At 62.0% G+C, this 11,359-nt stretch carries 16 protein-coding genes; 5 read left to right on the top strand and 11 right to left on the bottom strand.

Translation table 11 applies throughout. From position 1 onward, the window contains the following. Positions 1-565 (bottom strand): ClpX C4-type zinc finger protein (locus Q4G24_RS16040; protein WP_303367546.1); only part of this gene is annotated, 565 nt, incomplete at its 3' end. A gap of 159 nt (positions 566-724) precedes the next feature. Next, positions 725-1,357: an ATP-dependent Clp protease proteolytic subunit gene (locus Q4G24_RS16045; protein ID WP_303367547.1), complete on the bottom strand. Its 633-nt coding sequence runs from the start codon at positions 1,355-1,357 to the stop codon at positions 725-727. Positions 1,358-1,506: 149 nt separating this feature from the next. On the opposite strand from Q4G24_RS16045, the gene pth reads away from it, so the two are divergent. From pth to Q4G24_RS16060, 3 genes are read left to right on the top strand one after another with little or no spacing between them, the layout of a single operon-like run. Next, on the top strand, positions 1,507-2,202 hold the full coding sequence (gene pth / locus Q4G24_RS16050) for an aminoacyl-tRNA hydrolase (protein ID WP_303367548.1): 696 nt from the start codon (positions 1,507-1,509) through the stop codon (positions 2,200-2,202). Between the two features lie 39 nt (positions 2,203-2,241). Continuing rightward, entirely contained in the window at positions 2,242-2,616 is a 375-nt protein-coding gene (locus tag Q4G24_RS16055) for a DUF2237 family protein (RefSeq protein WP_303367549.1), read from the top strand. Positions 2,617-2,629: 13 nt separating this feature from the next. Further along, positions 2,630-3,235, top strand: a complete 606-nt coding sequence (locus Q4G24_RS16060; RefSeq protein ID WP_303367550.1) for a DUF4893 domain-containing protein — start codon at positions 2,630-2,632, stop codon at positions 3,233-3,235. Between the two features lie 52 nt (positions 3,236-3,287). On the opposite strand, the gene Q4G24_RS16065 is transcribed toward Q4G24_RS16060, so the two are convergent. From Q4G24_RS16065 to Q4G24_RS16100, 8 genes are all read right to left on the bottom strand, one after another. Further along, complete coding sequence (locus Q4G24_RS16065; protein ID WP_303367551.1) at positions 3,288-3,884, bottom strand: hypothetical protein; 597 nt, start codon at positions 3,882-3,884, stop codon at positions 3,288-3,290. Positions 3,885-3,985: 101 nt separating this feature from the next. After that, complete coding sequence (gene trpB, locus Q4G24_RS16070) at positions 3,986-5,212, bottom strand: tryptophan synthase subunit beta (protein WP_303367552.1); 1,227 nt, start codon at positions 5,210-5,212, stop codon at positions 3,986-3,988. A 45-nt stretch (positions 5,213-5,257) separates the two neighbouring features. Next, on the bottom strand, positions 5,258-5,698 hold the full coding sequence (locus Q4G24_RS16075; RefSeq protein WP_303367553.1) for a GNAT family N-acetyltransferase: 441 nt from the start codon (positions 5,696-5,698) through the stop codon (positions 5,258-5,260). Continuing rightward, a complete protein-coding gene (locus Q4G24_RS16080) occupies positions 5,695-6,327 on the bottom strand; it encodes a phosphoribosylanthranilate isomerase (RefSeq protein ID WP_303367554.1) in 633 nt (210 codons plus the stop codon). The genes Q4G24_RS16075 and Q4G24_RS16080 overlap by 4 nt, the downstream gene beginning before the upstream one ends. Before the next feature lie 5 nt (positions 6,328-6,332). Further along, positions 6,333-6,758, bottom strand: coding sequence for a lipopolysaccharide assembly LapA domain-containing protein (locus tag Q4G24_RS16085; RefSeq protein ID WP_303367555.1), 426 nt, complete (start codon positions 6,756-6,758; stop codon positions 6,333-6,335). 40 nt (positions 6,759-6,798) lie between these two features. After that, entirely contained in the window at positions 6,799-7,083 is a 285-nt protein-coding gene (gene ihfB, locus Q4G24_RS16090) for an integration host factor subunit beta (RefSeq protein ID WP_303367556.1), read from the bottom strand. Between the two features lie 445 nt (positions 7,084-7,528). After that, positions 7,529-9,208 carry a 30S ribosomal protein S1 gene (gene rpsA, locus Q4G24_RS16095; protein WP_303367557.1) on the bottom strand — a complete coding sequence of 560 codons (1,680 nt, stop codon included), beginning with the start codon at positions 9,206-9,208 and terminating at the stop codon, positions 7,529-7,531. Positions 9,209-9,439: 231 nt separating this feature from the next. Further along, positions 9,440-9,658 (bottom strand): YdcH family protein, encoded by a 219-nt coding sequence (locus Q4G24_RS16100; protein WP_303367561.1) that lies wholly within the window; start codon positions 9,656-9,658, stop codon positions 9,440-9,442. Positions 9,659-9,834: 176 nt separating this feature from the next. Here Q4G24_RS16100 and Q4G24_RS16105 point away from each other — a divergent pair, with 176 nt between their 5' ends. Together Q4G24_RS16105 and Q4G24_RS16110 are read left to right on the top strand one after the other, a co-directional pair. Beyond that, complete coding sequence (locus Q4G24_RS16105; protein ID WP_303367558.1) at positions 9,835-10,245, top strand: Hsp20 family protein; 411 nt, start codon at positions 9,835-9,837, stop codon at positions 10,243-10,245. Between the two features lie 12 nt (positions 10,246-10,257). Continuing rightward, a complete protein-coding gene (locus Q4G24_RS16110; RefSeq protein WP_303367559.1) occupies positions 10,258-10,485 on the top strand; it encodes a DUF1150 domain-containing protein in 228 nt (75 codons plus the stop codon). An 80-nt stretch (positions 10,486-10,565) separates the two neighbouring features. Here the strand turns inward: Q4G24_RS16110 and cysC are convergent. Further along, positions 10,566-11,359, bottom strand: a 794-nt coding sequence (gene cysC, locus Q4G24_RS16115) for an adenylyl-sulfate kinase (RefSeq protein WP_303367560.1), incomplete at its 5' end; no start/stop codon positions are given.

Raw genomic sequence — 11,359 nt, forward strand, 5'->3', positions numbered from 1 at the left:
GGGTGATCTTGTCCACCTCGTCGATATAGACGATGCCGCGCTGCGCCCGTTCGACGTTATATTCCGACGCCTGCAACAGCTTGAGGATGATGTTTTCCACATCCTCGCCCACATAGCCCGCCTCGGTCAGGGTGGTGGCATCGGCCATGGTGAAGGGCACGTCCAGAATCCGTGCCAGCGTCTGCGCCAGCAGGGTCTTGCCGCAGCCGGTCGGGCCAATCAGCAGGATGTTGGATTTGGCCAGCTCGATGTCGGTCTTGGAACCGTGGTTCAGCCGCTTGTAGTGGTTATGCACCGCCACCGACAACACACGCTTGGCGTGTTCCTGACCGATCACATAATCGTCCAACACCCCGCAGATTTCGCGCGGAGTGGGCACGCCATCGCCGGATTTCAGGCTGGAGGACTTGGTTTCCTCGCGGATGATGTCCATGCACAGTTCGACGCATTCATCGCAGATGAAGACCGTCGGCCCGGCGATCAGCTTGCGCACCTCGTGCTGGCTTTTGCCGCAGAAGCTGCAATAGAGCGTGTTTTTACTGTCACCGCCGGACTGAGTTGCCATCGTCCATTCCCCTTTCGCCGTCCATCCGCTGCGCTGCGGCGGGCTGCGTTTCATTGACGGGCACCCACGTTCGCCGAGGGCACCCATTGTCCGCTTATGTTAAGGATGGCGACGCGCCGTCACAATCCCAAAGTTACGCCGCGCGGTGCGCCGCCGATGTTACTTCTTTTCAACCTCGGCCTTGCCGCGCGGGGTCAGAACCTCGTCGATCAGGCCCCAGTCCTTCGCCTCTTCGGGGGACATGAAACGGTCGCGTTCCAGCGCCTGTTCCACCTCATCCAGCGTGCGGCCGGTGTGCTGAACGTAGATTTCGTTCAGGCGACGCTTGAGCTTTTCGGTTTCGCGCGCGTGGATCAGGATGTCGGTTGCCTGCCCCTGATACCCGCCCGAGGGCTGATGCACCATCACCCGGCTGTTGGGCAGCGAATAGCGCATCCCCTTTTCGCCCGCGCACAGCAGCAGCGACCCCATGGATGCCGCCTGCCCCACCACCAGCGTGGACACGCGGGGCCGGATATACTGCATCGTGTCATAGATCGACAGGCCCGAGGTCACGACGCCGCCGGGGCTGTTGATATACATCGAAATGTCCTTGGAGGGGTTCTCCGCCTCAAGAAACAGCAGTTGCGCACAGATCAGCGTGGACATGCCATCGTGGACAGGCCCGGACACGAAAATGATCCGTTCTTTCAACAGGCGTGAAAAAATGTCATAGGCCCGTTCCCCGCGCGAGGTCTGTTCGACGACCATGGGAACAAGCGTGTTCATATAGAATTCTGCCGGATCGCTCATCTTATTCCTTTGCCTGTTTGCCCCGTCGCGCACGATTCGCCCCCGACCGTTGGCCTGTGATAGACGGGAAAGGTTGACAGAGTCTTAGTAACCGGCGACGTCCGCCGCAAGGGATGCAGAAAATTTGCCTGATCTAACAGAGGGCCACCATGGACAAGATCATCGTCGGGCTGGGCAATCCCGGCGCGAAATATGCCGCGAACCGGCACAATATCGGCTTTATGGCGGTGGACCGGATCGGCTCTGACCACGGGTTTTCGCCGTGGAAAAGCCGGTTTCAGGCGCTGACTGCCGAAGGTCGCCTGAACGGCACCCGTGTTATGCTGCTGAAACCGCAGACTTTCATGAACCTTTCCGGCCAATCCGTGGGCGAGGCGATGCGCTATCTCAAGCTGACGCCCGCTGATGTCATCGTGCTGCATGACGAACTGGATCTGGCCCCCGGCAAATGCCGGGTCAAGCGGGGCGGCGGTCATGCGGGGCATAATGGGCTGCGGTCGATTCACCAGCATATCGGCGCCGATTACGGGCGCGTTCGGCTGGGAATCGGGCATCCGGGCGACAAGGACCGGGTGGCGGGCTATGTTCTGTCGGATTTCGCCAAGGCCGATTCAGACTGGCTGGACGATCTGCTGCGCGGGCTGTCGGACGGCGCGTCGGACCTGGCCGCAGGGGATGAGGCGCGGTTTCAGAACGCCGTCGCCGCCCGCACCGCGCCTGCGCGCAACAGCGGCACCAAACCGGCAGAGAAACGCCCGTCGCCCCAGCCAACAGCCGACCCCGCCCCCGATCAGCCGCCCAGCCTGACCGAGCGGCTGAAATCACTTGCAGATCGGTTCCGCTAGGGGCTTGGCGCGCGGCGGCGGGCGCGCTAGCCTGTGGACATGGAACCTTCGCTGAACGTCCTTGGCGGGCCTTTGCAGCCCTGTTCGACGGACCCGATGACCGGGTTTTACCGTGATGGCTGCTGCAATACCGGACCCGACGATCATGGCAGCCACACCGTCTGCGTGATCGTGGATGCCGAGTTTCTGGCCATGTCGCGCTATCTTGGCAATGACCTGACCACGCCGCGCCCCGAGTTTCGCTTTCCGGGGTTAAAGCCCGGCGACCGCTGGTGCCTGTGCGCGGCGCGCTTTTTGCAGGCGGCGGGCGAACTGGCCGCGCCGCAGGTGGTGCTGGAATCAACCCATGCGCGCGCAGTCGAAATCGTGCCGCTGGAACTGTTGCGCCGCCACGCCGCCCCGGCACAGCCCTGAACAGGAGCTTGGGATGACGGCCTTACGCCTGCTGCTGGCAATGTTGCTGGCCACACCTGCCGCCGCCGAAGAACGCAGCGCAACCCTGCCAGACGGCACCCCGCTGCGCGCCGAGGATGCCGCGCGGCTGAACGATCTGGATGCCGTCACCGGACAGGCGCTGCGGCAGGCGATGGCGCAGGCCGCACCCGCCGATCTGGCCGTGCTGACCCAGGCCATGCACGGCCACCCCCTGCCCCCGCAAGAGGCGTTGACCGCCTTGCAGGGCGAGTGGGCCTGCCAGACGATCAAGGTCGGGGGCAACCTGCCGCTGGTGGTCTATCCGCCGTTCCGCTGTTACGCCGGACCGGATGGCAGCTTTGAAAAACTGACCGGATCGCAGCGGACGACCGGGCAGACGACGATCTTTTCCGGCCTGCCGCTGTATATCGGCACCGCCTATGTGCAGGAAACCACGCCGCCGCGCTATGCCGATTTCGGTGAAGACCCGCCCCCCGAACCCGGTGTGACAGCGCCCGATGTCGGCATCATCGAGATGACCGGGCCGGACAGCGGCCGCATTCTGTTTCCGCGCCCCTATGTCGAATCGGATCTGAACATCCTGCTGCTGACGCGCTGAACGAAAACGCCGGGGCGGTCAGGCCCCGGCTGAAACTCGTTACAAGACCCGATCAGCTTTCGCTGTCAGCGCCCTCGCCCGAGTCGCTGTCTCCGTCGCTGTCAGACGAACCGTCATCGCCGGATTCACCCCCCTGCGAGGCGTCGCTGTCGGCACCGTCATCGCCGCTGGTGTCATCGGTGGCGCTGTCGTCATCCGCCGCATTGTCGCCTGCACCATCGGCATGTCCCGAATGGTTGTCCTGCCCGCCCGCCGAGGTATCAACCGGGGTTTCGCCGGGCACGGGCTGGCCATTCACGCTCAGCAATTCGCCGCGCACCAGATGATAGACCAGCTCGATCGGCTGATTGTCGCGCTGCGCCGTCACCGTCAGCTTGGCGGCATCGCGGAGGATATGCACATCGCTGAACCCCTGCGCGATCAGCGTTTCGGCAATCGCCTGATCGTTGGCGCTGCGGTCAACCGTGCGCGGATAGATATGCTGCGGCGGGGTTTCCGTGGCCGCGGCGGGCGGGATCACGGCCACCGGCGCACCGGGGGTTTCAACAACGGCGGGGGCCTGCGCCATCACGGCACCCGACATCAGAACCGACAGCGCGGCGGCCTTGCCGGCGATCAGGGTCAGGGTCAGCGGTTTCTTGATAAGCATCTCGTTCTCCGTCATCTGCGGTATGAGACAGAAACGCACGCCGCCGGATCGGGTTTCCGGCAGCGGTGTTTTTCTACCACAGGTGGCGAAGGCCGCCGGTGTCAGGTTCGAATATCAACCCCAAGATGCTTGGCGACGGTGAAAATGTCCTTATCGCCACGCCCCGACAGGTTCACCACGATCAGGTGATCGGCGGGCAGATCAGGGGCGATCTTGACCACATGAGCCAGCGCATGGCTGGGTTCCAGCGCCGGAATGATGCCCTCGGTCTCGCACAGCAGGGTAAAGGCGGCCAGTGCCTCGTCATCAGTGACACTGACATATTCCGCGCGCCCTACTTCGTGCAGCCAGGCATGTTCGGGGCCGATGCCGGGGTAATCCAGACCGGCGCTGATCGAATGCCCCTCAAGGATCTGACCATCCGCATCTTGCAGCAGATAGGTGCGGTTGCCGTGCAGCACACCGGGGCGACCGCCCGACAGGCTGGCGCAATGTTCCACACGGTCATCGACACCCTTGCCGCCCGCCTCGACCCCGATGATCCGCACCGACGGATCGTCAAGGAAGGGATGGAACAACCCCATCGCATTCGAACCGCCGCCAATCGCCGCGATCACGGTGTCAGGCAAGCGGCCCTCGACCTCGGCCAGTTGAGCCTTGGTCTCGCGCCCGATGATGGTCTGGAAATCGCGCACCATCGCCGGATAGGGATGCGGCCCGGCAACCGTGCCGATGCAATAAAAGGTGTCGCGCACATTCGTCACCCAATCGCGCAGCGCGTCGTTCATCGCATCCTTAAGCGTGCCGCGACCGGATTTCACCGGCACCACCTCGGCCCCCAAAAGACGCATACGGAACACGTTGGGCTGCTGCCGCTCCACATCATGCGCGCCCATATAGACGATGCACTTCAGCCCGAACTTGGCGCAGACGGTCGCGGTGGCCACGCCATGCTGCCCCGCGCCGGTTTCGGCGATGATCCGGGTCTTGCCCATGCGCCGTGCCAGCAGAATCTGCCCCAGCACATTGTTGATCTTGTGGCTGCCGGTGTGGTTCAGTTCTTCGCGCTTAAGGTAAACCGTCGCCCCGCCCAGACGTTCGGTCAGCCGCTCCGCCTTATACAAGGGGCTGGGGCGGCCAACATAATGCGCCCACAGATGATCCATTTCTGCCCAGAAGGCCGGGTCGGTTTTCGCCCGGTCATATTCGGCCTGCAAATCCAGAATCAGCGGCATCAGGGTTTCGCTGACAAAGCGCCCGCCGAAAATGCCGAACCGGCCCTGTTCGTCGGGACCGTTCATGAAACTGTTCATCAGATCGTCGGCCATGGTGCTGCCTTCGCGGTTGGAATGGGTGTTGGTGCCAGCAAAAAGCTAGATCGCTTTCTTATAGCCGATATGGGATGGCGTGAAGCCCATCCGGTCATAGAAGCGATGCGCGTCGCTGCGCACCTTGTTGGTGGTAAACTGCATCAGGCTGCACCCGGCGGCGCGGGCGCGCGCTTCGGCGTCAGCGATCATCGCCGCCCCAACGCCCTGCCCGCGATGGCTGCTGGCGACACGCACCCCCTCGATCTGGGCGCGACGCGCGGCGGCCAGCGACAGGCCACTGATGAAGGTGATCTGATAACAGGCAACAACCTGCCCGGCATCTTCGCCCACGATCAGGTGGTTCGCCCCCTCGGCCTGCATGGCATCAAACGCGGCCAGATAAAGCGCAAGATCGGCGCTTTCGCGGGCGCGGCCCAGCATGTCATCGGCCAGCATGGCGGCAACGGCCGGAATATCGGCACGGCTGGCCAGACGCCAGATCATGCGGCGGCGGCGATGAAATCGCGGATCAGGCCAGCGTCCTTGTGCCCCGGCGCGGTCTCAACCCCCGAGGACACATCCACCCCCGGCGCCCCCGTCAGGCGGATCGCCTCGGCCACATTATGCGGCGTCAGCCCCCCGGCCAGCAACCACGGTTTCAGCAACCGCCGCCCGGCCAGCAACCGCCAGTCAAAGGCCAGGCCATTGCCGCCGGGCAGATCGGCACCCGGCGGGGCCTTGGCATCGACCAGCAGCATGTCGGCAACCAGCCCGTAATCCCACAACTGTTCCAGATCCGGCGGAGCGGCGATGCCCACGGCCTTGATGACCGGCAGGCCGGTCAGCGCCCTGACCTCGGCCACGCGGGCGGGGGATTCACTGCCATGCAACTGAATCAGGTCCAGCGGCGCCACAGCCAGCGTATCCTTCAGCAGCGTATCATCGGGGTTCACGAACAGCCCGACACGCGCGACGCCGGGCGGCACCTCCGCCCCCAATGCCGCCGCCTGATCCGGCGTCACCGCACGCGGCGATTTGGGAAAAAACACAAAGCCCAGATAGCGCGCACCAGCCTGCACAGCAGCATCGACATGCGCCGCTTCGCGCAGACCGCAAATCTTGACCTGCGCCATCTTGCTTAACCGCGCGGAGCGGAGGGCAGCGTGGTCCCCGGCGCAGGTTCAGCCGAAGGGATCGGGCGCGGCGACGAAGGCATCCGCTTGGGCGCATCGACAATGGCCAGAATTTCATCCTGCGGCCGCAGATTGGGCGCGTGATGGCCCGGCGACTGCTTCAGCCGCGCCAGTTCAGCCTCGCGATAGCTGACCTCGCGGCGCAAATGCGCCTCGCGCAGCCACTCCCACACCAGACCGGCGACCATGCCGATCAGCACGGCCAGCAGAATCACCAGAAACAGCGGCAGTTGCACAGACCAGGTGCCGCCCAGATATTGCCCGAACTGAGCCGGAAACGCATTCAGCGTCACCACCTGCCGATTGGCCAAGGCGACGGCGATCAACACCAAAGCCAGCAAAACAACAAAGATCAGTCGGATCAGACGCATCGGGAATCCTTTCGGCGGCAGACAGGTCTGTTCTGGCCTATCAGGCTTCGCCGTTCAACCTGTCGCGAAGCAATTTGCCCGTCTTGAAAAACGGCACATGCTTTTGCTCGACATCGACAGATTCGCCGGTGCGCGGATTGCGCCCGGTGCGGGCATCACGCTTTTTCACCGAAAACGCGCCAAAGCCGCGCAGTTCGACACGATCCCCGCGTTCCATCGCACCGATGATTTCTTCGAACACGGTATTCACAATCCGCTCGACATCGCGGCGGAACAGATGAGGGTTCTCATCAGAGATTTTCTGAATCAGTTCGGAACGGATCATCTTTACCCCTGCGGCTGGCCCGGTTCGTCGTCCCGTGCGACAATAACCTTAGGCATTTTCAGATAGTGTTAAAAGAGGAAACGTAAAACACTTCATTTGGTTGCACGCCCCATCGCAAATTCCTGCCGACGATACCACGCCCCGCCAGGCAACATCCGCCCATGCCCTACAGTCACCCGGACGATGGCTTTCGCGCGACACCGTTCTCCGGGCACGGGCAAAGCACCAACGCCCCGAACACACCGCAGCCCGAACAACCAACACATTAAAATAATTCAAAAAAACGCAACTCCCCACACCCCCGCCCATCTTTGGTCCCAAAAATATCCTCAGGGGGTGAATTGGCCGCAGGCCAAGAGGGGGCGCGAGCGCCCCCTGCTGCTGCATAGCCAATAAAAAACGCCACCCCGTGATACAGGGCGGCGTCATCAGTCATGCCAAAGGATCAGTTCCGGCCTTTCAGCGCGGCACCCAGAATATCGCCCAGCGAGGCGCCCGAATCGGACGAGCCATACTGTTCGACAGCTTCTTTTTCTTCGGCAATCTCACGGGCCTTGATCGACAGGCCCAGACGGCGGGTCTTGGTGTCGATGTTGGTGACGCGGGCATCAACCTTGTCGCCGACCTGGAAACGCTCGGGGCGCTGGTCCTGACGGTCGCGGGCCAGATCGCTGCGGCGGATGAACGACTTGACGCCGTTATATTCCACCTCGATGCCGCCGTCTTCGATGGCGGTCACTTCGACGGTAACGACCGAGCCGCGCTTGACGCCATCAGTCGCCTCGACCATGGCATCGTTTTCCAGCGCCTTGATCGACAGGCTGATCCGCTCTTTCTCGATGTCCACTTCCTGAACGACGGCCTTGACCACATCGCCCTTGCGGAAATCCTGAATCGCGTCTTCGCCACGGGTGTCCCAGCTGATGTCAGACAGGTGAACCATGCCGTCGATGTCGCCATCCAGACCAACGAACAGACCGAATTCGGTGATGTTCTTGACTTCGCCCTCGATGACGGTGCCGGTCGGGTGGGTTTCGCTGAACACTTCCCACGGGTTGCGCATGGTCTGTTTCAGACCCAGCGACACGCGGCGTTTCTGTTCGTCGATTTCCAGAACCATCACGTCAACCTCTTGCGAGGTAGAGACGATCTTGCCGGGATGGACGTTCTTCTTGGTCCAGCTCATTTCCGAAACGTGAACCAGACCTTCGACACCGGCTTCCAGTTCCACGAAGGCACCATAGTCGGTGATGTTGGTCACACGGCCAGAATGGACGCTGCCCAGCGGGAATTTCGAACCAACGGTATCCCACGGATCGGCCTGAAGCTGCTTCATGCCCAGGCTGATGCGGTGGCTGTCCTTGTTGATCTTGACCACCTGAACCTTGACGGTTTCGCCGATGTTCAGGATTTCCGACGGGTGGTTCACGCGGCGCCACGCCATATCGGTGACGTGCAGCAGGCCGTCCACGCCGCCCAGATCGACGAAGGCACCATATTCGGTGATGTTCTTGACCACGCCATCGACCACCTGACCTTCGGTAAGGTTCGAGATGACCTCGGCGCGCTGTTCGGCACGCGATTCTTCCAGAATGGCGCGGCGCGACACGACGATATTGCCGCGGCGGCGGTCCATCTTCAGGATCTGGAACGGCTGTTTCAGACCCATCAGCGGGCCGGCATCGCGCACGGGGCGCACGTCAACCTGGCTGCCGGGCAGGAAGGCCACGGCACCGCCCAGATCGACGGTAAAGCCGCCTTTGACGCGGCCAAAGATGGCGCCTTCGACGCGCTCTTCTGCGGCATAGGCTTTTTCCAGACGGTCCCATGCCTCTTCGCGGCGGGCTTTTTCACGGCTGATGCTGGCTTCGCCGCGGGCGTTTTCCACGCGGTCCAGATACACCTCGACCTCATCACCGACGGCAATGGCGGGGGCTTCGCCGGGATTTGCGAATTCTTTCAGATCAACGCGGCCTTCCATTTTGTAGCCGACGTCGATGATGGCCTGACCGGCCTCGATGGCGATGACCTTGCCTTTGACAACGCTGCCCTCTTCGGGGGTGTCAATGGCGAGGCTTTCATTCAGCATCGCCTCGAAATCTTCCATGGTAGCTTTTTCAGCCATGTGGTTGTGTTTCCTTTAACAATGGTTTCCGGCCATGCGGTTGGCTCCGCCGGTCTTTATCGCCGTTCGGGAACGACAAAGGGTCGTGGCTGATGCCCGACCCGTGGATAAGCGGCCTGTTCTGGCCATATCGCCCCGATTGACTTGCTGCGCCCTATAACGACGCAGCCCCGAAAAGGCAAGCGTTCCGCCCAAAGTTGCGTATTTGGGCAAACAGCAAGCCGGGCCTGTTCAGGCGATAATGTCGGGGGTCAGTTCATCTTCCAGCCGGGAGATCTGATCCTTGAGCGCCAGCTTTTGTTTCTTGAGACGTTGCAGGGTCAGCGCCGATGTCATCGAGGCTGCGGCAAGCGCGCCGATCGCCTCGTCCAGATCACGGTGTTCGCGGCGCAGCACCTCGAGCCGGGCGCGCGCGATTTCTTCGTGAGACATTTCATGGTGTGGCTTCATGCGGGGATTCGGCGTGCAGTGGCTGATCGTGGTCTTCACTATATCCGCCCTTATCCTTGCTGTTAACTGAATCCTGCAACTCTTGCGACGGATGGTTAACGCCACCATATTGATCCTGCGCGCTGCCGGAACCGGGGCGCACAAAGACAGTCGCTTGCGCTGAAAGGGCTGATGGTATGAGCAAGATGAGTTTGGGAACGCATCCGTTCCTGTTGGGTTTCGACCAGATCGAGCGGCTGGCCGAACGTGCCGCCAAGGGCGCCGAAGGTTATCCGCCCTATAATATCGAACATATGCCGCCGGACACGTTTCGGATTACGCTGGCTGTCGCCGGTTTTTCCGACGAGGATCTGGCGATCACCACCGAGGACCGGCAGCTTGTCATCCGGGGCCGTCAGGCCGAACCATCGGGCGAGCGTGTCTTTCTGCACCGCGGAATTGCCGCCCGTGCCTTTCAGCGCAGTTTTGTGCTGGCCGATGGCGTGGATGTGACCGGGGCGCATCTGGAAAATGGCCTGCTGAATATCGACCTGAAAAGGGTGCAGCCGCAGCAGGTGGTGCAGACAATACCGATCAGCCGCAAATAAAGGGGATCAGAGATGAATACCAGGTTTGATTTCAACGAAGGCCAGGGCGGCAACACCGTTTACATCCGCCGTGTGGCCATGGCCGACCTGCCCGATGAGGTGCGCGAACAGGCGCAGGGGCTGGACAGCCTTTATGCCGTTCATGGCATTGATGGCGAGCGTCTGGCGCTGGTGCGTGATCGCCAGATGGCCTTTATGCTGGCCCGTCAGAACGAGTTGACGCCGGTCAGCGTGCATTAAGGACGGGCGCAAAGCCGCCCTGCCCTGTCTGGCAATGAACGCCAAGAAAAAGGCCCCGCACCGGCGGGGCCTTTCGTTTGTCAGTTCAGGCCGATCAGCCCCATGCCTTCCAGCTTTAGCAGCACTTCGTGTGCGGCGCTGTCCACGTCGATATTGGTGGTATCAACGCGCAGTTCCGGGTTCACGGGTTCTTCGTAAGGGTCGGAAATGCCGGTGAATTCCTTGATCTTGCCTTCGCGGGCCAGTTTATACAGGCCCTTGCGGTCGCGGCGTTCGCATTCCTCGATGGGGGTGGCGACGTGGACCTCGACAAAGGCACCGCCTGCCTCGACCATTTCGCGCACGGCGCGGCGGGTCGCGGTATAGGGCGCGATCGGGGCGCAGATGGCGATGCCGCCGTTCTTGGTGATTTCCGACGCGACATAGCCAATGCGCTTGATATTGATGTCGCGGTGCTCCTTGGAGAAGCCGAGTTCCGATGACAGGTGTTTGCGCACCACATCGCCATCCAGCAGGCTGACCGGGCGGCCGCCCATTTCCATCAGCTTGACCATCAGCGCGTTGGCGACGGTGGATTTACCGCTGCCCGACAGGCCGGTGAAGAACACGGTAAAGCCCTGCTTGTGGCGCGGCGGCGAGGTGCGGCGAAGTTGTTGCACCACCTCGGGGAAGCTGAACCATTCGGGGATGTCCAGCCCTTCGCGCAGACGGCGGCGCAGTTCGGTGCCGCTGATGTCCAGCACGGTCGAACCCTCGGGGACTTCGTTGGCGGGATAATATTGCGCCTTTTCCTGCACATAGACCATATGTTTGAAATCGACCATCTCGACGCCGATTTCGTCCTGGTGCTTTTTGAACAGTTCCTGCGCGTCAT

Origin of the sequence: Paracoccus sp. (in: a-proteobacteria), assembly GCF_030538695.1 — a bacterium.
Lineage (GTDB): Bacteria > Pseudomonadota > Alphaproteobacteria > Rhodobacterales > Rhodobacteraceae > Paracoccus.

Bases quoted from the DNA above. Each gene is read 5' to 3' on its own strand.
- Q4G24_RS16045 (WP_303367547.1), bottom strand. From the start codon at position 1,357: ATGAGCGATCCGGCAGAATTCTATATGAACACGCTTGTTCCCATGGTC.
- pth (WP_303367548.1), top strand. From the start codon at position 1,507: ATGGACAAGATCATCGTCGGGCTGGGCAATCCCGGCGCGAAATATGCC.
- Q4G24_RS16055 (WP_303367549.1), top strand. From the start codon at position 2,242: ATGGAACCTTCGCTGAACGTCCTTGGCGGGCCTTTGCAGCCCTGTTCG.
- Q4G24_RS16060 (WP_303367550.1), top strand. From the start codon at position 2,630: ATGACGGCCTTACGCCTGCTGCTGGCAATGTTGCTGGCCACACCTGCC.
- Q4G24_RS16065 (WP_303367551.1), bottom strand. From the start codon at position 3,884: ATGCTTATCAAGAAACCGCTGACCCTGACCCTGATCGCCGGCAAGGCC.
- trpB (WP_303367552.1), bottom strand. From the start codon at position 5,212: ATGGCCGACGATCTGATGAACAGTTTCATGAACGGTCCCGACGAACAG.
- Q4G24_RS16075 (WP_303367553.1), bottom strand. From the start codon at position 5,698: ATGATCTGGCGTCTGGCCAGCCGTGCCGATATTCCGGCCGTTGCCGCC.
- Q4G24_RS16080 (WP_303367554.1), bottom strand. From the start codon at position 6,327: ATGGCGCAGGTCAAGATTTGCGGTCTGCGCGAAGCGGCGCATGTCGAT.
- Q4G24_RS16085 (WP_303367555.1), bottom strand. From the start codon at position 6,758: ATGCGTCTGATCCGACTGATCTTTGTTGTTTTGCTGGCTTTGGTGTTG.
- ihfB (WP_303367556.1), bottom strand. From the start codon at position 7,083: ATGATCCGTTCCGAACTGATTCAGAAAATCTCTGATGAGAACCCTCAT.
- rpsA (WP_303367557.1), bottom strand. From the start codon at position 9,208: ATGGCTGAAAAAGCTACCATGGAAGATTTCGAGGCGATGCTGAATGAA.
- Q4G24_RS16100 (WP_303367561.1), bottom strand. From the start codon at position 9,658: ATGAAGCCACACCATGAAATGTCTCACGAAGAAATCGCGCGCGCCCGG.
- Q4G24_RS16105 (WP_303367558.1), top strand. From the start codon at position 9,835: ATGAGCAAGATGAGTTTGGGAACGCATCCGTTCCTGTTGGGTTTCGAC.
- Q4G24_RS16110 (WP_303367559.1), top strand. From the start codon at position 10,258: ATGAATACCAGGTTTGATTTCAACGAAGGCCAGGGCGGCAACACCGTT.